Annotated in this window: 26 protein-coding genes; 18 read left to right on the top strand and 8 right to left on the bottom strand. The window is 70.3% G+C overall.

What is annotated here, in order from left to right; all coding sequences use genetic code 11:
- Nucleotides 1-613: 613 nt before the first annotated feature.
- A complete protein-coding gene (locus tag JAN5088_RS17930) occupies nt 614-1,414 on the top strand; it encodes a ParA family protein (RefSeq protein WP_055684218.1) in 801 nt (266 codons plus the stop codon).
- Nucleotides 1,411-2,121 (top strand): hypothetical protein, encoded by a 711-nt coding sequence (locus JAN5088_RS17925; RefSeq protein WP_055684217.1) that lies wholly within the window; start codon nt 1,411-1,413, stop codon nt 2,119-2,121. The genes JAN5088_RS17930 and JAN5088_RS17925 overlap by 4 nt, the downstream gene beginning before the upstream one ends.
- Here the strand turns inward: JAN5088_RS17925 and JAN5088_RS17920 are convergent.
- From JAN5088_RS17920 to JAN5088_RS17900, 5 genes are all read right to left on the bottom strand, one after another.
- Nucleotides 2,118-2,534 carry a hypothetical protein gene (locus JAN5088_RS17920; RefSeq protein WP_055684216.1) on the bottom strand — a complete coding sequence of 139 codons (417 nt, stop codon included), beginning with the start codon at nt 2,532-2,534 and terminating at the stop codon, nt 2,118-2,120. The genes JAN5088_RS17925 and JAN5088_RS17920 overlap by 4 nt on opposite strands.
- 488 nt (nt 2,535-3,022) lie before the next feature.
- Nucleotides 3,023-4,228 (bottom strand): replication initiation protein RepC, encoded by a 1,206-nt coding sequence (gene repC / locus JAN5088_RS17915; protein ID WP_143114900.1) that lies wholly within the window; start codon nt 4,226-4,228, stop codon nt 3,023-3,025.
- A gap of 288 nt (nt 4,229-4,516) precedes the next feature.
- A complete protein-coding gene (locus JAN5088_RS17910; protein WP_055684214.1) occupies nt 4,517-4,726 on the bottom strand; it encodes a type II toxin-antitoxin system Phd/YefM family antitoxin in 210 nt (69 codons plus the stop codon).
- An 82-nt stretch (nt 4,727-4,808) separates the two neighbouring features.
- A complete protein-coding gene (locus JAN5088_RS17905; protein WP_055684213.1) occupies nt 4,809-5,519 on the bottom strand; it encodes a hypothetical protein in 711 nt (236 codons plus the stop codon).
- Nucleotides 5,520-5,559: 40 nt separating this feature from the next.
- The gene (locus tag JAN5088_RS17900; protein ID WP_143114898.1) at nt 5,560-5,838 is read right to left on the bottom strand and encodes a hypothetical protein; all 279 of its coding nucleotides are present in this window, start codon (nt 5,836-5,838) and stop codon (nt 5,560-5,562) included.
- A gap of 343 nt (nt 5,839-6,181) precedes the next feature.
- Here JAN5088_RS17900 and JAN5088_RS17895 point away from each other — a divergent pair, with 343 nt between their 5' ends.
- From JAN5088_RS17895 to JAN5088_RS17840, 13 genes are read left to right on the top strand one after another with little or no spacing between them, the layout of a single operon-like run.
- Nucleotides 6,182-6,820, top strand: a complete 639-nt coding sequence (locus JAN5088_RS17895) for a lytic transglycosylase domain-containing protein (RefSeq protein ID WP_233489845.1) — start codon at nt 6,182-6,184, stop codon at nt 6,818-6,820.
- A complete protein-coding gene (locus JAN5088_RS17890) occupies nt 6,820-7,113 on the top strand; it encodes a TrbC/VirB2 family protein (RefSeq protein ID WP_055684210.1) in 294 nt (97 codons plus the stop codon). The genes JAN5088_RS17895 and JAN5088_RS17890 overlap by 1 nt, the downstream gene beginning before the upstream one ends.
- A gap of 58 nt (nt 7,114-7,171) precedes the next feature.
- Nucleotides 7,172-7,447: a VirB3 family type IV secretion system protein gene (locus tag JAN5088_RS17885; RefSeq protein ID WP_055684209.1), complete on the top strand. Its 276-nt coding sequence runs from the start codon at nt 7,172-7,174 to the stop codon at nt 7,445-7,447.
- The gene (locus JAN5088_RS17880; protein ID WP_055684208.1) at nt 7,437-9,803 is read left to right on the top strand and encodes a VirB4 family type IV secretion/conjugal transfer ATPase; all 2,367 of its coding nucleotides are present in this window, start codon (nt 7,437-7,439) and stop codon (nt 9,801-9,803) included. Before JAN5088_RS17885 ends, JAN5088_RS17880 begins: the two co-directional genes overlap by 11 nt.
- Nucleotides 9,800-9,952 carry a hypothetical protein gene (locus JAN5088_RS19005; RefSeq protein ID WP_158448512.1) on the top strand — a complete coding sequence of 51 codons (153 nt, stop codon included), beginning with the start codon at nt 9,800-9,802 and terminating at the stop codon, nt 9,950-9,952. Before JAN5088_RS17880 ends, JAN5088_RS19005 begins: the two co-directional genes overlap by 4 nt.
- Nucleotides 9,927-11,051, top strand: a complete 1,125-nt coding sequence (locus tag JAN5088_RS19560) for a lytic transglycosylase domain-containing protein (RefSeq protein ID WP_143114896.1) — start codon at nt 9,927-9,929, stop codon at nt 11,049-11,051. Before JAN5088_RS19005 ends, JAN5088_RS19560 begins: the two co-directional genes overlap by 26 nt.
- On the top strand, nt 11,041-11,874 hold the full coding sequence (locus JAN5088_RS17870) for a type IV secretion system protein (RefSeq protein WP_082430110.1): 834 nt from the start codon (nt 11,041-11,043) through the stop codon (nt 11,872-11,874). Before JAN5088_RS19560 ends, JAN5088_RS17870 begins: the two co-directional genes overlap by 11 nt.
- Nucleotides 11,871-12,362 carry a hypothetical protein gene (locus tag JAN5088_RS17865; protein WP_055684205.1) on the top strand — a complete coding sequence of 164 codons (492 nt, stop codon included), beginning with the start codon at nt 11,871-11,873 and terminating at the stop codon, nt 12,360-12,362. Before JAN5088_RS17870 ends, JAN5088_RS17865 begins: the two co-directional genes overlap by 4 nt.
- A complete protein-coding gene (locus JAN5088_RS17860) occupies nt 12,362-13,384 on the top strand; it encodes a TrbL/VirB6 family protein (RefSeq protein WP_055684204.1) in 1,023 nt (340 codons plus the stop codon). Before JAN5088_RS17865 ends, JAN5088_RS17860 begins: the two co-directional genes overlap by 1 nt.
- Nucleotides 13,385-13,388: 4 nt before the next feature.
- Nucleotides 13,389-14,042 (top strand): VirB8 family type IV secretion system protein, encoded by a 654-nt coding sequence (locus JAN5088_RS17855; RefSeq protein WP_055684203.1) that lies wholly within the window; start codon nt 13,389-13,391, stop codon nt 14,040-14,042.
- On the top strand, nt 14,039-14,770 hold the full coding sequence (locus JAN5088_RS17850) for a TrbG/VirB9 family P-type conjugative transfer protein (RefSeq protein WP_055684202.1): 732 nt from the start codon (nt 14,039-14,041) through the stop codon (nt 14,768-14,770). Before JAN5088_RS17855 ends, JAN5088_RS17850 begins: the two co-directional genes overlap by 4 nt.
- A 1-nt stretch (nt 14,771) precedes the next feature.
- On the top strand, nt 14,772-16,286 hold the full coding sequence (locus tag JAN5088_RS17845) for a TrbI/VirB10 family protein (RefSeq protein ID WP_055684201.1): 1,515 nt from the start codon (nt 14,772-14,774) through the stop codon (nt 16,284-16,286).
- Entirely contained in the window at nt 16,286-17,293 is a 1,008-nt protein-coding gene (locus JAN5088_RS17840; protein WP_055684200.1) for an ATPase, T2SS/T4P/T4SS family, read from the top strand. The genes JAN5088_RS17845 and JAN5088_RS17840 overlap by 1 nt, the downstream gene beginning before the upstream one ends.
- A 37-nt stretch (nt 17,294-17,330) precedes the next feature.
- Here the strand turns inward: JAN5088_RS17840 and JAN5088_RS17835 are convergent, their stop codons facing one another.
- Together JAN5088_RS17835 and JAN5088_RS17830 are read right to left on the bottom strand one after the other, a co-directional pair.
- Nucleotides 17,331-18,776: an MATE family efflux transporter gene (locus tag JAN5088_RS17835; protein ID WP_055684199.1), complete on the bottom strand. Its 1,446-nt coding sequence runs from the start codon at nt 18,774-18,776 to the stop codon at nt 17,331-17,333.
- Complete coding sequence (locus tag JAN5088_RS17830; protein ID WP_055684198.1) at nt 18,773-19,651, bottom strand: DMT family transporter; 879 nt, start codon at nt 19,649-19,651, stop codon at nt 18,773-18,775. Before JAN5088_RS17830 ends, JAN5088_RS17835 begins: the two co-directional genes overlap by 4 nt.
- 135 nt (nt 19,652-19,786) lie before the next feature.
- On the opposite strand from JAN5088_RS17830, the gene soxR reads away from it, so the two are divergent.
- Nucleotides 19,787-20,224 (top strand): redox-sensitive transcriptional activator SoxR, encoded by a 438-nt coding sequence (gene soxR / locus JAN5088_RS17825; RefSeq protein WP_055684197.1) that lies wholly within the window; start codon nt 19,787-19,789, stop codon nt 20,222-20,224.
- Nucleotides 20,225-20,705: 481 nt separating this feature from the next.
- Here the strand turns inward: soxR and JAN5088_RS17820 are convergent, their stop codons facing one another.
- Complete coding sequence (locus JAN5088_RS17820; RefSeq protein WP_074962707.1) at nt 20,706-21,650, bottom strand: DUF2493 domain-containing protein; 945 nt, start codon at nt 21,648-21,650, stop codon at nt 20,706-20,708.
- A 1,075-nt stretch (nt 21,651-22,725) separates the two neighbouring features.
- Here JAN5088_RS17820 and JAN5088_RS17815 point away from each other — a divergent pair.
- A complete protein-coding gene (locus JAN5088_RS17815; protein ID WP_055684196.1) occupies nt 22,726-23,187 on the top strand; it encodes an antitoxin Xre/MbcA/ParS toxin-binding domain-containing protein in 462 nt (153 codons plus the stop codon).
- Nucleotides 23,184-23,666, top strand: coding sequence for an RES family NAD+ phosphorylase (locus tag JAN5088_RS17810; RefSeq protein WP_055684195.1), 483 nt, complete (start codon nt 23,184-23,186; stop codon nt 23,664-23,666). Before JAN5088_RS17815 ends, JAN5088_RS17810 begins: the two co-directional genes overlap by 4 nt.
- The last annotated feature ends 22 nt before the right edge of the window (nt 23,667-23,688 follow it).

Below are 23,688 nucleotides of genomic sequence, written 5' to 3'. Positions count from 1 at the left end.
AGGTGAGACCGGGCTCGCCCGGTCTGGGTCACTCACCAAACCCTTCGGACAGATACTTGTTCGCAATCGCGACGCCCACCCGAGCGCCGGAGAAGGCCGCTTAGGCCGATCTTGGCGCCGCGTATTGGCCCGTTCGGCGTGCCACGCACATGAGCCGTAGTCGGGGCTCTCATGCGAGCGGAACGCATACTCGTCGTTCCGCATACCTGCGTTGCGGTTATCTGCCTACAACATAGACGGATGCTGTATACTCACACCCCCTACCCTTATATTGCATCGTGCATACCCGTTTCCGGCATCTTTTCTGGTGTTATCTTTGCGGATTAATGTTTCGTGTTCCGCTGATTGCAGGCCGGAGACCTACGGGGCGCGGTTACGATCTGAACAGACCGTTTATCGCATGTTGCATGGCTGCGTCCGAGGTTCTGCATCGCGGCATCGTGCATCTCGGTTACATGTATGCAACGCATCTGAATATTCGTATCAAGCACGTTGTCATACCTACCCGACGCAGCGACGGTTCTCGCACAACGACGGCACGCGTTCGGCCGCTCTGCATCCGAGCATCACGCGCAAGTGCCGCACTCATACAGGCATAGACGAGGCTCGTACCATGATTACCGTCACCTCGCTGTCCACCAAGGGCGGCTCCGGCAAGACCACGCTGATACAGATGCTCGCCTCGGGGGCCCTCGCACGGGGGCTTCGGGTCCATGCGCTCGACGGGGACACCGACCAACAGCTCACCGAGTGGCGCGCGAAGTCGGACGCCGCCGATTGGAACGGGTTGCAGCGCGTATCCTGGCCCGAAGGGCTGACGATCGGTCCCATCCCGGAGACCGTGGACGCGCTCTACGAGGCCCTCAACGGCTGGGAAGAGGACGGGATCGACCTCGTCCTGATCGACACTCGACCGGGCGAGAACCCCGAGACGGAGAACCTTGCGCTGGCCGCCGACATGATCGTCGTCCCGGCTGTGCCGACCCAGAGCGACTTCGTCGCCGTTCAGAAGACGTTGGACTGGATCGACCGGATGGCTGCGACCCTAGCCGACGGCTACCCCCAGCCGCTGCGGGGCGTGGTGATGCTTAACGCGCCACCCAAGGCGATGGCGCTGGTGACGGCCGCGAACGAGGCCGAACTCGCCCGTGCGCGCGACAAGGTTCACGCTCAAGATCTGGAGGTCTACGAGGTCGTGAAGCGGATGCCGATGCTGCCCACGCCCGTTCCGACCAGCCAGACCTTCCGACGAATGCCGCTGTCGGGACCACTCACGGTGGTTCGCGACACCTACGCCACCGATCCGCGGAGCAGGTTGGCAGCAGGTCACATCAAGGCGGCCCTCGACTACTGCGAGGAGCTGCTCGTCGACATCGAGACAGCCGTGAAGAACCGCGAGGAGGCCGTGGCATGATCCGCAAGGTGCCGCAGAGGACGGGCATCGGCGTGTCCAACGCCGACCGCCATGCTCGCGCCGAAACGCTCGCCGTCAGCGCGGCGAAGTACATGGAAGCACGACCGGTAGGGCAGGGGGCTGAGACGGCAAACGCGCCCACGACGGAAACTTCCCAGGACGCGACGAAGCCTGTAAATGCCGAAGTCGGGCCCGCATCGAAGGCCTATGCCGCACCCGCCGAGACGGCGAAGCCCGAAGCGGCGCGGAAGGCACGGGCGCCGCGCCGGCTGCGGTCGCGGGCCAAAGCCAAGCAGAACGCGGAGGAGGCGGTAGGGCAGGGGGGTGAGAAGCCCGCATTCCACATGCGGGTCCTCCTCGCGGACACCGTGCGCATCGAGGAGATGGCCGAGGCCGCCGGCGTGTCCATCACCTACATACAGAAAGCTCTGCAGAAGGCCGTTCTGGTCCGCATGCGCGAACTGCGCGACGCGGACGGCTGGAGCCGCTACACCGACCAGGCCGCGCCGCGACTGGAGGATTCACGCGGCGAGGGGCCCGCCTTCGGACGCACCACCATGAACCTGTCGGCGGACCAGGTCCGGGAAGTGTACAAGGGCATCCACGACCCGCTGCGGATCCACTCGACGGGGCAAGTGCTTAGCGCCTTCGCACGCGTGCTGCTCGTGGAGGAGCTCGACGCGCTCGAGAAGCGCATCGACGGCTAGGAGCAGTGGAGGGAGGGCAGGGGGGCCAAGTCGAGGGTGAAAGCGTCCCGCGCCGTCACGACGGCGACCCGCCCGCCCTCGCGCATCATTCCCGTCATCGTTTCCCAGTCGTCGGGGTCGGTCATCGCCTGGGCGGCGACACCGTCCCGCAGGTCGAAGGCGGCTTGCTCGCCGCTCTCGGCGAGAAACACCACGCGCGTCGCGCTTCGATCCTTTGGCATGAGGATGACGATCGTCCCCTGAGGGGTGGTCCCGTGGACGCGATCCGGATCGCAGGCGATGGTCACGCGTCCGCCGTCGATGGCGGCCACGTAGGTATCAAGACCACGTGCAACGCCGCGCTCCCAAACCGTGCCTGCTAGGCAGATGGTCGGCGCCAAGGCCATCAGCGCCACGACGATGCGTCCGAACATCGTTCCTCCTTCGTTCTTCGTGATCCGTCTATCCCCTCGTTTCAGTGTGGAGCAAGCAAGCTTGCCGACATCGTTGACGCAGGACGTTAGGATGTAGCTCGCGCATATGGACGCCTCAGGTATGCAGGATACGGAAATCGAGAACGCCTGACGCATCAGGTAGGTTGAAAAAGCGGCACTCTTTACAGCTCCGCCGCTGCCCGTCAGGGATCGTCACCGCCAAGGCGGCGGAGACCCGCACAGGGGCTCCGGGAGGCCGCATGCGGCCGAGTAGAGCCCGGCCCTGAAAGGGGACGGCCGACGCATCTCTCGAACCATCCTCCTGACCCGCGGAGACCGGGAGCTCCGATCCTTGACGTCTCCGCCCCCGGTCCCCGCTACCGTCGCGCCCATCAGCGGCACACTATCGGCTGCAGCGAGCGCCGGTCCACGAATGGCCGATCATGCGTCTTCGTGAGACAACTTGCGACGGCTGCAGGATCGCGCCCTCATCCACGTCTCCGCTCCATCAGCCCGATGAGGCTTCCTAGAAGGTTCAGTTCCCCGGCCCTCTGTCGTCGGGCCATGGCGCGCAGAAGCCCGCCAGGCTTCCGCACGGGGGCGGTCGGGTGGTCGCGGTTGGCGTCGATCACCAGGACGGCCAGCGTGGCCGCTTCGTCCCCCATCGCCTCGGCGGCCTCTTCCCAGGCCGAAGGGTTCACTCCGAGCTCGGGCAGGCGCCTGATGGCAGCGAGGGTGAAATCCCGCATTCGCGGCTCGCGCCCCTGCGCTTCGGCGTCGAGGTAAAGCCGCAGCTCTTCGGAGGCGACCGATCGCAGCGTTCGGGGCGTCAGACGATCCAATCCCGCGGGCGGGGCAGGGGGCTTGCGCGACGCCCGGTCCTGCTCACCATCTCTTTCATAGCTAGCGTCGGCGTTAGCCGGCGCATTACAGGATTCAGGGGAAGTTTGGGTTGTAGCTTGTATATAGGACCGGAAGCGCTCGGCCGTTCGGCCGGAAGAATCACAGCAATCTTCTAGCAATTCATCCAGCCGATCCGCCAAGCGACCGGCATCCTGAACATGCCCTGATAGCGCCTCCATCGACATGGCGCGGAGTTCGCCGGTCCCTGGCCACGACAGGAACGCCTCTGCAGCCTCCCGCACGTCCGCGTTTCCCGGCCGCGCCTCCTGCGCCTCCATCAGCGTCGTCTTGACGGCCCGGTAGAGCGCGCTGCGCCGGGCGAGCAGCGCCGCCCGCGCGTCCCACTCGGCCCTCTGGCGCTCGCGTAGGGCCAGAAGCATCGGAATCCGTTCGATGAGCGGCGAGAGCACGAGGCCGCAGCCGCCATGCGAGGTGCGCGCGCCGTTGGCCAGCGTGCGCCGTTCGATGAGGCCCATACGCTCGAGGCGCGCCTCGTCGTAGCGCACGGCGCGTTCGGACTTGCCCAGTTCGGCCGCTAGGCGGACCTGTCGGGCGTAGCAGACCGGCTCCGCGTCGCGGCTCGTCCAATCGGAGGGGCGCGTGCGCTCGACGATCTGCAGCAGCGTCAGAAGCGCCGCCTGGGAAAGCTTGAGCGCGCGGCGCAGCTCCAACAGCAGGTCGCGCACCTGACTGCGCTGCATGCCGTCAGGCAGCACGGGATAGGGGCCGGACGCGAGCGCACCGGCATAGGGAGACTGGGGCGACGCCGTGGCCGCCTGTGAGAATGACATGATGTCCTCGCCTGTGATTGGGGCGAGATGGGCCGGCAAGCCACCACCGTTCGCACGGATGCGGTTTTCTCTTGCCTGCGATGTCGGAGGGCTCTAGAACCGATCTTGACTAGAGATCTTGTTCAGGGCGCCAACCCTGGGTTCCTTAAGCCCCCCTCGCGTGGTTCCACCTCGCGGGGGGTTTCGCTTTCTAGGGTCTGCTCTCCTCTCTCGTTTCTTCTTCGTGGCTTGCGGTGGCGTCACGACGCCGCCGATCCGCGGCGCACCGCGTCCGGGCCGCCTGCGGTCTTATTCGCCGCTTGCCCGCTTCCAGTCCGCCTCCGGCTCGCCGAGCCGACGCTTCATGGCCTCGTAGGCTTCCGCCGGGACCATGTAGGCGATGACCTTGTTGTGGTTCAGCACGGCCACAGCCTCGCCTTCGGCGCGCGCCATGACGCCGCTGGGGCTCTTCTTGAGGTCCGACACGCTCACGGCGACGCGGGCTTCCATCCTCTGCATGCGCGATTCTCCCCAAGAATGCGCAGAGGGTATCTAGTTTGGCACCAAATTCAATCTCGTAATCGCCCCGCATGACCGCTCCTCAGTACCGGACCACCTCGTGCCCATGCGTGCCTTCGTGGTCGCGCCATTCGACGGCGACGCCTCGGAAGCGGCCCTCGTAGCTGCAGGCGTCCTTCCGTCGGGTGGTGAAGCCGAGCCAGGGCCGCGACGTGGCCTGCGTGACGTGCGCGTCGCGCCAGCGGAAGGCCCCGGCATCGTCATAGGTGCCGACCCGGACCCGTTGCCGGAACCGGCGGCAGGTATGGTCGCCCTCGTGGTTCTCGTGATCGTACTCGTACCAGTCGATGTCGTAGACGACGATGGAGCGGATGAAGTCGAAGGCCGGCCCGGACACGTCGGCATCGGCGCCGGGCGTCGCCCCGTCGTAGGAGGCCGGCACCCGCATGAGCGCATCCCGGAGCGCCCGCGCGCGTCCGTCGGCCGCGGCGGCCAGCGGAACGGGATGTCCCGACAGTTCCTCGACCTTGGCGGCGAAGCGGCTCGCCGGGGTGCCTTCGAGCGAAGCGGCGCTCATCGGGCAGCGCCAGATCTGGAGGGGCGGCTCGATGGGCCAGGGCGTGATCCGGCGGATGAACTCCGCCTTGGCATGGGCACAGGGCGCCGAGGTGGGCCATCCTCCCGCGAGGCAGAGCAGGATCGCGCAATCGACGGCGTAGGCCTCGGCGCGCGCGGGCGCGAGGCCGGTTCCCAATGTCACGACCAGCGCGGCGGTCGTCAGCAGCTTGCGCATCGATGCGCCTCCTTCGGTTCGTTCGTCTCCATGGGGCCGGTCATTCGGGGAACAGGCGTCGATACGCCTCCAGCGCCGCCTGCACCTCCGTCCGCACGGTCCGGCCGGCCGCGTCGAGGCAGGCGAGGTAGGCCTGCGCCTCGTCGAAATAGGCGCTGTATTCGGCGCGCAGCTCGCCCTCGAAATCGCGCAGCAGCTCCGGAGAGACCTCCGCGGGCGGCACCGGAGGCAGGCAATCGAACGATGTGGTCTGCGCTCGTGCCTCACTTGTGGCGGCTCCGACGTGGGCGAGGACGGCCAGCACGCCAGCAGGCGCCACGCACCATCGCCCCGAACCTCGACCGCACTGCCGCAACGTCATGATCTACCCCCTTGTAAATTAGTCCATCGACCCCACGGGTTGGCGCTTGTGTTCTTGTTTAGTTCTCATTTATCGTCAAGCCAGTTCCGGAGGGCAACTTCCGGACGATCATGAACCGGAGCGGCGGAAGGCCGGGACCGGGCGGAACGAGCGGACGGATCGGCAGGGCCGGGATCGTCCACCGGGGGACGACACGGCAGGCCGCACTTGAGGATGACGGCCTTCCTGGCGGCGCGGATGCGTGCCGCCGGCCTCTCCCTGCGCGCTCCGTCCGGTTCGCGACGAAGGAGGGCAGGGGCCCATGACAGACCGGAGATGCCTGGCCGTCGGAGCCTGCCTCGCCCTCATGACTCTGCCCGGTATCTCGCATGCCTCCGTGATCGACCTGGGTGCGGGCGAAGGCGTTGGACGGGTCTCCGGCGCGGTGCTCGATCTCGACCGCCCGCCCGTGAAGAGCACCCGTGCCGCGCCGCAGACCGACATGGAGGCCGCGCCGCGTCAGGTGCGAAGGGGCCGTCCGGAGGTCGAGGATCTGATCCTCGATGTGGCACTCGCGCATGCCAGCCACCCGGCGTTGCGCCGAGCCGGCCTGACCGCGGGCCAGTGGCATGCCTTCTTCCGATCCAACATCGCCGTGGAGAGCGCCTTCGACCCTGCCGCCCGCAGTCATGTGGGCGCGGTCGGACTGGGACAGCTCATGCCCGCCACGGCGCGCGATCTCGGGGTCGATCCGCACGACCCCGTCCAGAACCTGCACGGCTCCGCCCGCTACCTCCTCGCGCAGGTGGAGCGGTTCGGCAGCCTGGAGCTGGCGTTGGCCGCCTACAACGCCGGGCCGGAGGCCGTGGCGCGGCACGCCGGCGTGCCGCCTTACGCCGAGACCCGCGGGCACGTGCGCAAGGTGATGGCGATCTACCGAAGCTCCCTTGGAGAAATGTGATGACGGAACGAACCCCTACGCTCGCCGCGGCCGCGGCGCTGCTCCTCCTCGCCTCGGCGGTGCCCGCGCTCGCGCAGGACCTGTCGCCGGTGACCACCATGCTGACCACCGTGGTCACGGCGCTCACGGGTCCGATCGGCCGGGCCGTCGGCATCATCGCCGTGGTCGTGCTCGGCGTCATGCTGATGTTCGGCCGGATCAACGCGGCCACGTTCGGCGGCGTGCTCGTCGGCATGGCCATCGTGTTCGGCGCGGCGACCGTGATCGACGGCTTTGCCGGCGCACCGACCTGACCTGATGCCACGCGCCTCCGCCCGGCAGGGCGGGGGCCGCCCCGCGGAGACGACGCCCATGCGACGCACACCGGTCTTCCTCGGCCTGATGCGCCCCACGACCTTCCTCGGCCTGCCGCTCGGCTATGGCGTGGCGCTCAGCCTCGCCACCTTCGTGCCGTTGATCGGCACGGGCAGCCTGTGGTGGCTGCTCGTCCCCGTGATCGCCTACCCGCCGCTCTGGCTGGTGGCGGACCGCAACCCCCACGTCTTCGACATCTTGCAGGTCGTGACGGCCCGCACGCCGCGCACCCCCGGGCGGACCGAGAACGGGGAAGACCGCTATGTCGGCTAGCCTCCGTAATCACGACGTCCCGCCCGCCGCGCGCGACCTGCTGGGCACGCGCGCGCCCCGGCACGAGCGCTTCGGCCGGCACCTGCCTTACGTCTCGGCGCTCCGCGACGATGTGATCCTCACCCGGCAGGGCGACCTCATGGCCTCCATGGTGCTCGACGGCATCGACGGGCTGACGGCGGACGAGGCCGCCATCGACGAGCTGTCGGGCACCGTCGCGCGTATGGTGGGCCAGCTCGGCGAGCGCTTCGGCGTGGTCGTGCACCGGCTCGCCCGATCCGAGCGGGTCGAGCTTCCGGAGATTGAGGACGCGCCCTTCGCCGCGGCCGTGGACGGCGCCTGGCGGCAGAGCCTCGGCGCGCGCGACCTCAAGCGTCGCGTTCTGATGCTCTCGGTCCTCCTGCGCCCGAGCCTTGCGCATCGGCTGCCCTTCGGGCTGGGCCGCGCCAAACGCGCCTTCCGTAACGATTGCGCGGCCCGGGTCGCGGAGATGGACGAGGCCATGGGTCTCGTCGTGGGCGCGCTGCGCGAGCGCGGCGCCCGCAGGCTCTGCGCCTCCTCCGGCGAGTGGCTGGCACTGCTCGCCGCCGTCCATGGACAGGATTACGCCCGCGTGCATGCGGCGCCGGGCGATCTGCTGGCCGAATCGATGACCAACTTCGAGGTCACGTTCGATGGCGGGCGGATGCGCCTGCATGACGGGGTCCGCTCGCGCGTAGGCGCGATCTTCGGAATTAAGTCCTACCCGCCCGCCACTTGGCCCGCCATGCTCGACGGGCTGGAGCTTCCCTACGACGTCTGCGTCACCAACAGCTTCACGCCCCGGCGCACCGCCGAGACGCTGGAGCGCATTCAGCGCGTCCACCGCCAGCGCGGCGCGACCGAGGATGCCGGCGTTAGCCTGACCGAGCAGCTTGTGAAGGCGGCCGACGAGGTCGCCTCGGGGCGGCTCGTCTTCGGCGACCACCATGCGAGCATCCAGGTCTGGTGCGACGACGAGGCGGAGCTGGAGCGCGCGGTCTCCGAGATCTGGCGTGTCGGTCAGGAGGCGGGGATGCTGCTCGTGCGCGAGGGCTGGGCGGCCCGCGCGCTCTACTTCGCGCAGGCGCCCGGCAACTGGGGCTACCGCATCCGGTCCGGCATGGTGTCGGCGGACAACTTCGCCGAGATGGCCGCGCTTCACGCCGCGGGCCGCGGCCGGGGCACGGGCGAGTCTCCCTGGGGCGCGCCCGTCACCGGCCTGCCCACCGTCGGCTCGACGCTATACCGCTTCAATTTCCACGAACGGGGCAGGGCGGACGCGGAGCCGAGCGTCGGCCACACGCTGGTGCTCGGCCGGACCGGCTCGGGCAAGACGCTGCTCACCGCCTTCCTGCTCGCGCAGGCGCGCCGCCTGAACGCGCGGGTGGTCGTGATCGACAAGGACCAGGGGCTGGAGATGGCCGTCCGCGCGCTCGGCGGCCGCTACGGCGCGGTGAAGGTCGGTCGGCCCACGGGCCTGCATCCCTTCGCCACCGAGACGGATGCGCGCGGGGAGGCCTGGCTCGCGGGCTGGCTCGCCGACCTGCTGGCCCGTCATCGCCCGATGGAGCCCGCTCAGACCACCGCGCTGGCCGAGGCCGTGCGCCAGATCGTCCGGGCCGAGCCCGCGCTGCGCAGCTTCGACGGGCTGGCGAGCCTCGTGGCCTCGACCGACGACGAGGGCGACCTGGCGGGGCGGGTGCGCGAGTGGACGGCGGAGGGGCGGCACGGCTGGGTCTTCTCCCGCCCCGGGGCGGAGGCGGTCCGCCTCGACGAGGACGTGATCGGCATCGACATGAGCGAGCTTCTCGATCTCGACGCCGAACGCGCGGCGCTGCTCAGCTACCTGTTCCGCAGGGTCGAGCGCACCATCGAGGACCGCCGCCCGACGCTGATCGTGATCGACGAGGCCTGGAAGATGATGGCCGACCCGATCTTCGTGCGCCGTCTGCACGACTGGCTCGTCACCATGCGCAAGCGCAACGCCTGCGTGGTGATGCTGACCCAGGCGCCCGAGCACCTCACCCGCTCGGAGGTCGGCGCGATCATCGCCGAGTCCGTGGCGACGCAGGTGCTGTTCCCGAACCCGCGCGCCGCGCCCGAGGACTGGCGCATCCTGCGCCTGGGCGAACGCGAGGCGGAGATCCTGTCCGAAGGGACGGGCGGACGCCGCCTCGCCCTGATCCGCTCGGGCGGGGACTCGGTCGTGGTCGATGCCGACCTGTCCGGGCTCGGCCCGCTGATGACGGTGCTTGGCGGCGGCCGGACCGGCGAGGAGCGCGCGCCGCATGGATGGCGTGCCGATCCCGACTTCTGGAAGGAGATGATCCGATGATCCGCATCCTCTGCGCCGCTCTCGCGCTCTCCCTGCTGGCGAGTTGCGGCGTGCCCACCGGCAAGCGCTCGCCTTGCGCCGGTGGCCCCTCACCGTCGATGTCCTTCGTCTCCGGGGCTGGCCATGCCTGCGACTTCCAGGACTTCTAGGGCCCTACCCGCCATCGTCGCGGCCGCCGCCGTGCTGGGCGGTACGGCGCTGGCGCAGGGCGTTCCCATCGTGGACGGCTCGCGGCTCGCCCGCGCGATCTCGCGCGTGGCCGAAATGGGCCGCGACGCCGCGCGCCAGGCCGACAAGTCGGCCGTGCGCGGCGAGCAGGAGGCCCTGCATGCCGAACAGCTCGCGGCCTACGAGCGCTTCCTCGAGGGCGCCATGGGTCCGACCGACCTGTCCCATCTCGAGGAGGCTGGCCCCGGCTGGGCCTCGGCGGACGAGACCTATCCGGTCTCAGAGACCCATCCGGACGCGGATCGCCTGTTCGGCGAGAACGCGGACGTGGAGCGGATGATCATCGTCACCGCGCGGCGCTACGAGGGTCATGCCGGGTTGGCCGCGGCGGGGCTGACCCCGCTTACCTGGCGCATCCTGTTCCAGTCTCTCATCAAGCAGGAAAGCCGGTTCAACAACGCCGCCGTCAGCCATGTCGGCGCGCGGGGCTTCTGCCAGCTCATGCCCGGCACGGCCTCCGACCTCGGCGTGGACCCTTACGATCCCTGGCAGAACCTCGACGGCGGCGCGCGCTACATCCTGGCGCAACTCAAGCGCTTCGGGCGGGTCGAACATGCGCTCGCCGCCTACAATGCGGGGCCGGGACGGGTGATCGAGTACGGGGGCATCCCGCCCTTCGAGGAGACGCAGACCTACGTCCGGCGCATCCGGCGCTACTACGACGAGTATCTCGGCATCATCACCGGCGTGGACATGACTGGCAGCCTCGCTGGGGTGGACGGCGCCTCGGCGGCCTGGGGCAACTGGGCCGACGCCTCGGTCGGCTACGGCGACCATCTCGCCGGGCAGGTCGAGGCGTCCATGGGCCGGATGGCGGCGCTGCTGCGCGAGGGCCGCCCCGCGACCGCCAAGGAGGCGGTCGACCATTCCACCTACGTGCTGGCCGAACGGGCCCGCCTGATGGCGCTGACGCTGCGCCGGCACGCGGCCGCCGTGAAGGTCGAGGCCGCGGGCGGCCTCGTGGAGGCGGCCGACGCGTTGGAGACCACAACCTTCTGGAGATACGCCGATGACAGCTAGACGCGCCCTAGCGCTCGGTGCCGCCGTGCTGGCGGCCGCCGCCATCCTTCCAGGCTCCGCGCCGCGAGCGCAGGGGGTGCCGGTGATCGACGGCTCGAACCTCGCGCAGAACGTCGAGCAGCTGCAGGCGGCGCTTCGGGACGCGGAGGCCCAGCTTCGCCAGATCGAGGAGTTGCGCCGGCAGGTCGAGCTGCAGGTCGATCAGCTGGCGAACCTGGAGGGCATCCTCGGCTCGGTGACGGGGATCAACGACATCGCGCGGCTCTACAACGACGCCAAGGATCTGCGCGACCGCGCGGCCAAGATCGTCGATCTCGACGGGCTGGTCGGCCGGCTGTCGGTCGGCGACTTCGACGCCATCCGCGACAAGCTGCTCGACGGGCAGGTGACGGTGGGCGAGCTGCGTGCCACCGAGGCCTTCCGCGGGATCATGGCGAATGCAGGCTTCACCCCGGAGACGCTGGAGGGGATGGCCGCCTCCGGTGAGCCGGCGGCGGAGCGCATTGCGACCACGGCCGCCGCCAACACCGTGGCGATCGGCGCCTCGCAGATGGCTTACGAGGAGGCGGCCGCGAGCCTCGACCGCGTCGATGGCCTGGTGGACGCGATCGGCGAGCAGGAGACGCTCAAGGAGTCAGTCGACCTGAACACGCGCATGGCGGCCGAGACCAATTTCATGCTGGGGCAGATGTGGCGGCTCAACGCGGCCGCGGGACTGGCCGGCGCGCAGTCGGGGCTCGACCTCGCCGCCGAGCAGGCGCGCACCCGGGCCTTCTTTGACTACGGCACGGGCCCGACCATCGGAGAGGAGATCGAGGAATGAGACATCACCTTCTGGCCGTGGCCATGCTGGCGGCGCTCGCCGGGCCAGCGGTCGCGCAATCGGTGGCTGAGCTGTCGGACGAGGCCCTCCTAGCCCGCGTGGCCGCGGCGACGGAGGCGCAGGACGCGGACGCGCTGCTGGACGCCATGGGCGAGGTCCGCACGCGCAGCCTGCTAATGTTCGCCGGGCCGCAGGTCTGCGAGGCGCCGGTGCCGGACACGGCGTTTTGGGAGAACGAGTTCTTCGCCGGCGCGGCCGAGAAGGCGTACCTCGTGGAGGCGCGCGAGGCGGCCATGGCGGCCGGCTCCTGCGGCTGCGTCTACGAGGCGCTGCCCTTCGCGGGATTCTTCGAGGAGACGTTCGGCAAGAGGCCGGCGGAGCTGACGGACGCGGACTACGGTCGCATCCGCTCCTACCGGCGGCCCGACTGGAGTTCTGTCGAGCAGCAATACCGCGCCTTCCGCGAAGAGCGCTGCGGCGACGACTGATGGCGGTGATCGAGCAGATCCTCGGCCTCGTCGACGCGACCGTCACCGGCGTTGCGGCGCAGACCTACGACGGCGTGCTGACGGCCGTGCGCCCCGTGGTGGCCGTGGCCTCGACGTTGACCGTCGCGCTGGTCGGCGCGAACCTCATGCTGCAGACCGTGCCGCTGACGGTGGGCACCGCCGTGAGCCTCGCGCTGCGGATCACGCTGGTGAACGTGTTCCTCGTCTACGGCAACGTCTCGGCGGTCTACCTCGCTCTGACGGAGGCGCCGGCCGAGCTGGGCGCGGGCATGCTGAGCGCGCTGTCGGGCGCGACCGTCACCAACCTCTACGACGGGCTCGACGACCTCTACCGGACGGCGCTGGAGATCGGCGACGCCATCTCGGAGAGCGGCGGCCTCGTCGTCGGCGCCATGGCCGGGCTACTGATGTTCCTTGTCGCCTCGATCATGGCAACGGTGGCGATCATCGTGCTGTCGGCGGCCAAGATCATGATCGCCGTCCTGATCGCGATCGCGCCTGCGATGGTAGCCTGCACCCTGTTCCGCCAGACCGCGCCAATCTTCGAGGCCTGGGTAAAGCTCGCCCTCGGCATGGCCTTCGTGCCGCTGCTCGTCGCGGCCATGGCGGGCTTCACCATCTCGGCGGGAGCGGAAGTCGCGCCAGCGGATATGGGCGGCATCGAGACGCTGAGCGAGGCACTCTCCTTCGTGGTCGTGATGATGCTGGGCGCGGGCCTCCTCGTGCTGGTGCCGTCCTTCGCGCAGTCGCTCGCCGCCACCAACATCGCCATCGGCGGCATCGCGGCCGACGCGGCCGGGCTGTCGCGCAGGACGGTCGGGCGCGGCGCCAGCGCAACCGCGCGCTTCGGGGCCGGCACCTTCGAGGGCGCCCGGACGGGCCAGCCGCTGCGCGGGCCCATGGCGCATTACAGCAACCTCGCCGGCCGGGCGGGCGGCCTCGTCGGGCGCGGGGCCCGGGCAGGGGCCGGGGCCATGGCCGCGCGCATGAAGAAGGGATGAGGAGATGAGCGACTTCGACGTGGACCTCGTGATCGGCCCGCGCCGGGCGGCGCGGACGGCCTGGATCGTGGCCGCCTGCGCCGTCGGCGTGGCGGTGGCCCTGGCCGGCGTGATCGTGGCGCTGCTGCCGCTTCAGCGCACGGAGGTCTTCACCGTGCTGGTCGATGGCACGACCGGCGCCGCCGAGCGCGTCTATCAGGTGCGGCCCACCGGCATCTCCGATCAGGAAGCGGTGCGCGAGGCGCTGCTGGTCAGCTACCTGTCCGACCGCGAGGGGTACTTCCGCCCCGGCATCCAGGCCCGGCTCGAAAGCGTGCGCCGCCGCTCCTCGGGACAGGCGCGCCGATCGCTGACGGCGCTCTGGACGCCCGGCTCGCCGGACTACCCGCCGGACGTGCTGGGCACCGAGGCGCAGGTCGACGTCGCCGTGCGCTCGGTCACCTTCCTCGAGCCGGGCGTGGCGCAGATGCGGTTCACCAAGACGCTGCACCGCCGCCGCGAGGCGCCGCGCAGCCAGAGCTTCGTCGCCACGGTCGCCTTCGAGTTCGCTCCAAGGCAGGAACGCAGCCTCGCGCGGGTTTGGGAAAATCCGCTGGGCTTCACGGTCACCGCCTTCCGCGTCGATGCGGAGGCCATTCGGGAAGGAGGCGGGACATGAGGACCGCGACCATCGCATGTCTCGCGGCGCTGCTCGCCGGCCCCGTCCTGGCCGAACGCGCGCCCGTCACCATGGGGCAGGACGCCCGGGTCCGGCACGTCCGCTTCGATGCCTCCGACGTGATCCGCGTCGACACGCATCTGCGGGTGAACACGGCCGTGGAGCTCGGCGCGGGCGAGCGGATCAACCAGGTCCTGCTGGGCGACAGCGAGAGCTTCGAGGTGGAGGTCCTGTCGAACCGTCAGACCGTGTCGATCAAGCCGGTCGTGCCGCGCGTCTCGACCAACATGACGATCTACACCGACCGCCGCGCGATCGCCTTCGCTCTGACCGAAGGACAGGGGCGGCGGCCGACCTTCCGCGTCGTGGTGAACTTCCCCGAGGACCGCGCCGCGCGCCCGCAACTCGTGGCCGGCGGCCGCGACCTGGGCTATCGCTTCGCGGAAGGGGAGGGGGCCGGGGAAATCCGTCCCCTGCAGGTCTGGAACGATGGGCGCTCCACCTTCTTCCAGTTCCGCCCCGGCGTGCGGCCGGCGATCTTCGGCGTGAACGGCGCGGGCTACGAGGTCACGCAGAACAGCACGACCCGCGGCACGGTCGTGCGCGTGAGCGGGGTGCGCGACGCCTACACGGTCCGGGTCGGCGACGCCTACGTCTGCATCACGCGCGGGGGGACCAGCTACGCCACGGGGCCGGCCGCCGATGCCCTACGGTCGCGGGAGTTCTGACATGGCGGAGACGACGCGAGAGGGAAGCGAGGCCGTTCGGGAGAAGCCCTACGTGGTAGAGCGACCGCGCCGCAGGCCGTGGGCCGCGGCGGCGTTGGTCGCCGCCGGCGTGGCCGGGGCCGGCCTGACGGCATGGCCCGCCATCCAAGGCCAGGAAACCCCGCCGCCTGAGACCTCCAAGGCGCAGGCTTGGCAGGAGGAGGACGCCGACGGCAGCTTCGGCAAGCTCGACATGACGCCCGAGCCTGCGGTGATGGCGGAACCCTTGGACGACGGACCGTCCCAAGACGATCTGAACGCGCAGCGCGAGAACCTGGAACGGCGCAACGCCGAGCTGGCAGAGGAGATGGCCGCCCTGCGTGCGCAGCTCGCCGAGCTGGCCGAGCGCCCGCCCGCGGACGACGGCGCGGCACTGGCCGAGGCGGTCTCGGCGATGCAGGCGCAGAACGCGGAGCTGGTGGCGCAGCTGCAGGCCGAGTTCGACAACCGGCTGCGCGGCGCCGAGCTGGAGGCCGAACAGCGCCTCGCGCGGGAACGGGCACGCCGAGAAACCGAGGCCGCCGCCGCCGAGGCCGAGAGGCTGCGGCGGGAGCAGGAGACGCAGGCCGCGACGATGCGGCTGGAAGCACTGTCGCGGCAGGTCGTCGCCGTGGAGGAGGAGAACCGCGATCTGCGCGGACGACTGGAGGGGGGCATGGACGACATGGCGCGCGCCCGGTCCGAGGCCGACCGGCAGGCGGCCGCCGAGGCCGAGCGCCGCGCGCAGCTGGAGGCTCGCCGCGCCGAGGCGCAGGCGCTGGCTCGCGCTCAGGTGCGGTCCGACGGCGTCGTGTTCGACGCGGGCGGCGGCATTGCAGGCGTAAGCGAGGCGGGGCAGGGGGCGCCGGCCCCGGGCGACGCGGCGGGCCGGGCCTTCGTAGCGGGGCTGGCAAAGGCCGCGCCGGTGGCGCGCGCCAAGGCCATCGCGAACCCCGCCCGCACGGTCCTGCAGGGCACGGTAATCGAGGCGACACTGGAGACGGCCATCGACACCCGCCTGCCGGGTCCGGTGACGGCCGTGGTCACGCGGCCCGTCCATGGCTTCGACCACAGCCGCGTCCTGATCCCCGCGGGCTCGCGGCTCTTCGGCGCCTACAGCGCGGACGTCTCGCTCGGGCAGCGCCGCGCATTGGTGGGCTGGAGCCGGATCGTCACCCCGGACGGCCAGTCGGTGACCCTCGCGGGGTTCGGCGCGGACGCGCAGGGGCGGTCCGGCCTGACCGGGCGGGTGGACTCGCGCTTCGGTCAGCGCTTCGGATCGGCCGCGTTCCTGTCGGTGATCGGTGCGGCGCCGGCGCTCGCCGCGGCGGAGGCGGGCGGCGGGATCGAGGGCGAGGTGGCCGAGGACATCGGTATGAGCCTCGAGCGCACCACGCGCGGCGCGATCGGCGCCTATGCGACCCTCCCGCCCGTCGTCACGGTCGAGCCTGGCGCGGCGATCACGGTGATCGTCGACCGCGACCTGGAGCTGCTGTGATGGACGGGGCGGAACCGGCCCCGGCGGACGCCTCCTTCCTGCTGGCCTACCTCGCACCGCTGCGCGGGGCGCTGGACGACCCGGCCACCGTCGAGGTGGTCGTGAACCCCGACGGTCTCGCTTGGGTCGAGCGGCACGGCGCGGCCCACATGGCGCCGCTGGAGGGCGTGCGCTTCGATCCGGCCCGCCTGCGCGATCTCGCTCGCGCCATCGCCGGCGAGACCAGGGGCCAGATCTCCGCCCGCCGCCCCGTAGTCTCGGGCAAGATCGCCCTGCCGGACGGCCGCCCCGTCCGGGCGCAGGTCGTGCACGAGCCCGCCGTCGAGGCGGGCGCGGCCGTCGCCCTGCGTCGCTACCGCGAGGAGCGGGTGGGGCTGGACGCCTTCGGCCTGCTCCACGGCGCCCTCGTCGATCTGGCGCGCAGCCGTCGAGACCGGGCCGGCGAGGTCGCGGAGTTGATGGGTCGGGGCGACGTCGCAGGCGCCATGCGCCGCTGCGTCGAGGACCGGCTCAACGTGCTTGTCTCCGGCGGCACCACGACGGGCAAGACGACCTTCGCGCGCGGCTTGCTGGACCTGATCCCGCCCGGCGAGCGCATCGTCACCATCGAGGACGCGTTCGAGCTGTTCCCCGCGCAGCCCAACCGCGTGATGCTGCTGGCCGAGCGCGACGAGGCCTCCGCCCGCTCCGCCGCGCGCCTGCTGGAGGCGAGCCTGCGCCTGCGCCCCGACCGCATCGTCTTGGGCGAACTGCGCGGCGCGGAATGCGTGACCTTCTTGGAGGCGATCAACACCGGCCACGCGGGCTCGGTCACCACGGTCCACGCCGACACCGCCGCCAAGGCCATCGACCGTCTGGCGCTGATGGTCATGGGCACGGGCATCGCCATGACCTATGCCGACGTCCGCCGCTACTGCGCGGCGTCCATCGACGTGGTTGTCCAGCTCGGACGGCGGGACGGACGGCGGGGCGTGGAGGAGGTGATGGTGGCCGGGGCGGTCGCGTAGGGCCGTAGACGTGAGACCGTTCCGCCGGCCCGCCGCCTCACGCCACCTCCGGTCTGATCCTTCGCAGCCATGGGAAGCGCGTGACGCGCCACGTCGCCATGACGAGCCGGGCCATCTCCTCGGCATTGATGGCGAGAAAGACCCACGGGAAGGGCAGGCCCAGCCAGACCACGGCGGCGGCCGTCAGCGGAATGGCGACGAGCCACTGTGCGCTCACGTCCATCACGATGGGGGAGATCGTATCCGCCCCCGCGCGCAGGACGCCAACGACGAGCGTGACGTTGATCGCGCGGATCACCAGCACGCAGGCCAGCACGTCGAACACGTCGTCGGCCACGGCCAGCACCGACGCCCCCGCGCCCGCGTAGAGCCAGAGCAGCGCGGGCTTCGAAAGCCACAGCGCCGCTCCCATCAAGACGGCCGCCGCCACGGTCCAGATCACGAGGCTGATCGCGTCCACCGTGGCGCACCGGAAGTCGCCCCGCCCGAGGGCCTGGCCCACGATCACGTTCGTCGTGGAGGACAACCCGATCATCACGGCGATGGCCATCGACTCGATGGGCGTGACCAGCGCGAGGACCGCGAGCGCCTGCGACCCGGCTTGCGCGGTGATGACGGAGTACATGAAGATCCCCACTGCCCAGATCACCGAGCCTATGGCGATCGGCAGGCCCACGCGCAGCACCTTCCGGATCGTGTCGGCGTTCAGGTAGGCCCTGAACCGCGCGGGCGAGAACAGTCGCCGGTCAAAGAAGATCAGCGCGCAGGCGGCCACCACGACTGCCTCGATGGCGAAGGACAGGACTGAGGCGTAGGCCGCCCCCGTCACGCCGAGGGCGGGCGCGCCGAGGTTGCCGAAGATCAGTGCGTAGTTCAGCACCACGTTCGCCACGAGGCCGATCACCGCTGCGCCCGTCGCGAGCCCCGGCCGCCCGACGCTGCGCAGCCCCACGGCGATGGCGAAGGCCACTGAGTAGGGCAGCACCATTGCCGCCGCAGGGATCAGGTAGTCGAGCGCGAGGTCCTGGATCGCGGGATCGTCGCTCGACCACGCCGCCAGCGGACCGGACAGGGCCAGCACGAGGCCGAAGCCGAGAATCGAGATCGCGACCGAGACCAGCACGGTCGTGCCGATGGCATCCCGAGCGCGTGCCTCGCTCCCGCCCCCGTAGAACTGCGCGACCACTACGCCCGCCCCGTTGCAGATGCCGAGGACCAGCAGGATCAGGATGAAGACGATGCGGCTGCCGTAGCCGACGACGGCGACCTCCTCGAACCCGAGGCTGGAGGTCATGAACACGTCGAACACAGTGCGCGAGGAGGCCATCAGCGCCTGCGCGGTGATCGGCAGCGCGGTCCAAAGGAAGGCGCGGACGAAGGGCCACGCATGGGCGCGGGCCGCGCCGTCGCGTAGCAAGCGCCCGCGTCCGTCCTGCCACTCGGCGCGGATGGCGCCCGCGTCGTCGATGACGTGGGCCGTCATGCCGTGTTCCGCCTTTGGTAGATCGTGACCGACACGACGATCGCAAGCGCCGCTACCACCGTCAGCACCGTGATCCGGTCCCCGAACACCACTGCCCCTATCCCGGCAGCGAAGACCATCGAGACGTAGTTGGCGAAGGACACCCAGGTCGCGCCGTAGTCGCGCGTGATCCGCAGGTAGACGAGGAGCGCCAGTGCCTCGCCCGCGACGATGAGGCCGAGCGCGGGCAGGTCCAGCGAGGCGAGCCGCAGATCGCCTCCGGTGCCCGTCGCGAGGCTGCCTAGCAGCGCCGCCGTGCCCACGATCAGCGCCTGCGCGTGCGCGACCTGAACCGCGCCGACTTCGGCAGGCCATCGGCGCGCGACGAACACCGTGTTGAGCGCGTAGAGCGCCGGCACCCCGAAGGCAGCGGCGATCCACCAGTGGCTGACAGTGGATGCCCCGCCCTCGCGGGCAGTGTCCCACAGGATCGCCATGGCCCCCGCGAAGCCAAGGGCGACCGATATGACCGGTCGCGGGGCCAGCCGCTCCCCGCCCGTCAGGATCGACAGCACCAGTGTCAGGATCGGCATAGTTGCGATGACCACGACGAACACGAAGACTGGCAGGTGCGGGGCGACGACCCCCTCCAGTGCGAAGGGCGCGAGGAAGCCGAAGGTGCCCGACAACAGGTAGAAGCCCAACAACCCCCGATCCACGGGCGGCCAGTCCGATCGCGCCACGGCAAGGGCGGTGAAGACGGCCGCGAGCCCGAGCGCCGCGATGGTCACGACGACATGCACCGGAACACCCGATAGGCCCGCCGCCTTGATCGCCGCGATCCGCACCGCCCAGAGGAGACCGAGCAGGATCAGCAGCGCAACTTTCGTTGCCATGCCACCGCCCGTCGCCGACGCGCCTATGTCTGTCTGTTCCGCCAAGCCGGTCGCCTCGCCCGTCCCGTTCCGATTGACACCGCCCTACCGGCTCAACATTGGTTGAGGTCAAGCGCCGTGTGGGAAGGATACGAGATGCCCGACAAGATCCTCACCATCGGCCAGATGGCGCGGCGCAGCGGGCTGCCGATCTCGACGCTGCACTTCTACGAGCGCCGCGGCCTGATCGCTTCGCAGCGCGACGATGCCAACCGCAGGGTCTACCGCCGCGAGACCCTGCGGCGGGTCACGGTCATCAAGGTCGCGCAGCGCGCGGGCGTCACGCTCGCCGAGATCGAGCGGGCGCTGTCCCACCTGCCGACGGACACGGTGCCGAACACGGCCGACTGGGAACGCCTCTCGACCATCTGGCACGACGACCTCACGGCCCGGATCGAGACCCTGACCGCCCTTCGCGACAAGATGGCGATCTGCATCGGCTGCGGATGCCTCAGTGTGGATCGCTGCGCACTTGCCAATCCCGAGGACAGGCTAGGAAAGGAGGGACCAGGGGCACGGTACATCGGCGGATGAACCGGTTCTCAGGGGTGCGCCTCAACGGCACGGCTGCATAAAACGGTTCGACGGTCCCATTAAGGTTTCCTGCGCCTTCCAGAACGTAGCCGGGCGCAGGTCTAGACTTTGGTGGAACGCTTTTGGTCGCCGTCCTGTACCATGATCCGGGGGGTGCCGACGTGGCAGGTTATGGCCCCTCTCGGTTCAAGGAGGCGTTCCCAACAACTTCGCCGCATCGAGCCACGGCCCGATCTCCGGTTCGTCTCTCCGATCCTCTTCCTGCCACCCCATCGGGCGTGGCTGCGGCGCGCATAGCGCCGGTCCGGTCGGGCGGGGCCCTCGCGGCCTCCGCCCGACCGGACATCCCGCGGCCCCGCAGGGGCCGCGCCGTCGCGCCACCCCCCAGGCACACCTCGGACGCATCGAAGGGCGACCCCGCCCGGGGCCGCCCCTCCATCGCCTCGCCGGTGGAGCAGGGGGCTTCGAGCCCCCCGTCCCCCTACGCGGCCTGCTTCATCCCTTGCGCCGACTTGCGCGCCCGTGCCTGCGTCAGCGCCGCCTCCGGCCCATCGGCCGCGATCCGCGCCACGTGAAGCCCCTTCTTCTCGGCCTTCTCCGCGAGGTTCAGCCCGATCCCGCCCCCGCCGAAGAGGATCACCCCGCGCAGGCGGGCCCGCAGCATCTCGTCGTTGGCGCGGAAGGGCGCGGCCTTGGCGTGCGCGTTCCAGTTAGGGCGGAACAGGACCTGCGGGACCTTCCGGCTGCGCGCCCACGCGGCGGCGATGCGCTCGGCCCCCTTCGATCCCTTGTGGCACAGGACCATGTCGGGGCAGCGGGCGCGGGCCGCGTCCAGCCGGGCGAAGATGCGGGCATGATCGGTCCAGTCGGAGGCCCCCGCCACGGCGATGAACGTGCCTTTGACGGTGTTGCGCTCGGCCTCGGCCCGGTCCGCGGCCTCCAGCAGGCGCTTGGCCTCGAACACGGCGCCGGTCTCCATCGCACGGCGGGTGGTGCGGTTGCCGGTGACGGGCACGTAGGCGTCCCCCGTCTCGCGCTCGTAGGCTTCGGCCGCCGCCTCGGCCATGAGGCGCAGCGCGTCGGCCTTCTCCTGCGTCGTCTCGAACTGGCGCTGCGCCGCGTCCAACTCCATCTCCGCGACCTCGCTGCCGTCCTGCGCGCGGATCAGGGCGGCGATCTTGTCCTTCAACCGATCCACCGCTTCTTCAGTCACGGTCGCGCGGCGCTGGAACATGGTGGCGAAGGCGTGGGCGAGCGGTTCCACCTCCGAGCCCAGCCCGGTGTTCTGGATGGTCCCGATGATGGCGTCGAACGCGTCCCCCACGGCGCGGCCCTGCAACTCGAGATCGTTCGGGATGGGCAGTTCGTCGGTGCCGGTCTCGGTGAGGCCGAAGAGCTCGATCTGGTCATAGGCGGTCATGGTCATCGGGTGGTCCTTTCTTCGATCCGGGTGCGCCGGGCGGTGCCGGCCTTGATGGGAAGCGCTTCGCTTCCTGTGCCCCCAGAATACCCCCTAACCCTCTGACGCCGAAGGAGTATATCGACCTGAAACGCAAATATATCGTTTGCAATCAGACCCTTACCCCGCTTGTTTCGATCCCCGACCGAGGGAGCACACCGCCCCCTGCCGAAGGCGGGGGGCAAGCAAATCCCCGTGGCCCGAAGGGCCTCCGCATAGGAGAACCGGACGCACCCCTACCGCGCTTCGCTTGTTCGTCACCCGTCGGTCGGTCGCACAGGCCCAGCAGGGCAGGCCGGTCCGAGGGAGGGGTCAACAGGACCGTGGAATACCGCAGCCCCGCAGGGGCGAGGATATGCCGCGAAAGCCTGTTGATGCCGACCGCCGGCCTGCCAGGCGTCCGGGCCGCGACCGATCCGGCGAGGTGACGGACGGGCGGGGCAGGGAGATGGTCCGGGGCGTCCCCCGGCCGAGCGGCGTTCGGCGCCCGCAGGGCGGCGAATCCCCGAGGGCGGGGCAGGGGGGACCTCTCAACTAGGCCTAGCGTCTTCTTCAATGTCCCTCCCGGTCCTCCAGCACTCTACCCGTGACCGTCGCCCGCAGGGCCGAGACCCGGCGTACCCGGCGACCATGCGGCCGCGGCGGGAGGGGGCTCCGGAGGAGACCCCGGACGGCGCTGAGGGCCGCAGAGAGCCGGGCGCGTCGGGGCTCGGGGAGGGGCGCCAGCCCCGACCAGGGCGCGAGAGCGGCCGAGCACCGGCGAGGACGCGGAGGTCCGGAGGATCGAAACGCGAAGCATGGACGTCCAGTGCTTGCGGATAGGAATGACCGCGGTGAACGCGGGGCCGCCAGCGGTCCCCCGAGCAACGAAAGCCAGCTTTAGGTTCACCGCCATCAAGTAAAGAGTCCGGCCAAATTCTTTATCAACGCGACCGGACGGACGCGGATCGCGCACCGAGCCGAGCCCACCAAGCGCGGCAGGACTTGCCGAGTCGTCACATGACGACTATTTTGCCGTCATATGACACCCACGGAGCATCCCATGGTCGACGCAGTAGCCCGTCCCGCCACCACCGGATCCCAGCCCGCCCGCATCGCCGCCCTGCTCGGGCTGGAGGACGCCGCGTCAATGGACGACGTCGCGCTCGCCGACAAGGTCGCCGAAGGGCTCGGGGTCCACGCGGCGACCTCGCTCGGCTCGGCCCTCGGCCCGATGATCGAGGTCGTGGGCGGCATCATCCCGGAGGCCACGTTCCGGCGCGTTCGCAAGGGCGGCAAACCGCTGTCGCGCGAGATGAGCGAGCGTCTCTACGAGGTCGGCCGGGTCTGGGAGGCGGCGCGCCGCAGTTATGGCGGCGACGAGGACGCGGCGAAGGCTTTCCTGTCCCGCCCGCACCCGCTCCTGGACGGGCGCTCGCCGCTGGAGCTAGCGCAGCGCAGCTCGGCGGGGGCGGACGCGGTCGTGAACCTGATGCGACGGGCGGAGGCCGGCTTCGCGGCATGAGCCCGCGGACACTGCCGGACGCTCGGACGGCATGGCGCATCGGCGACCCGGACGGCGAGTTCCCGATCTGGGACGACGGCGGCGCCCGCCGGACCGCGGGCCGGTGGCACGAGGCGGGGGCGGGCGTGATCTACGCCTCGCTCTCCTACTCGACGGCGATGCTGGAGAAGCTCGTCCACTACTCGGGCGACCTGCCGCGGAACCAGCACTTCATCGAGGTCGGGATCCCGGCGGGGACGTCCTACGAGGTTCTCAGTGAGGCCCATCACCCCGGCTGGTCGGACCGCGGGGGCGACGTGGCGCGCAGGTTCGGGGCGGCATGGTACGACGAGCGGCGTTCCGCGATCCTGATCGTGCCGAGCGTCGTCGCGAGGATGGAACGCAACGTCGTCTTCAACACGGCCCATCCGGACTTCGCGGGCGTGAGCGTGGGGCTGGAGGCGCCGGTCTGGTGGGACGAGCGCCTCTTCCGAAGGTGACGGGCGGCCGGAGATGGCGGCG

This window comes from Jannaschia rubra (assembly GCF_001403735.1).
GTDB classification, from domain to species: domain Bacteria; phylum Pseudomonadota; class Alphaproteobacteria; order Rhodobacterales; family Rhodobacteraceae; genus Jannaschia; species Jannaschia rubra.
This window is presented reverse-complemented; position numbering and strand designations above follow the sequence as displayed.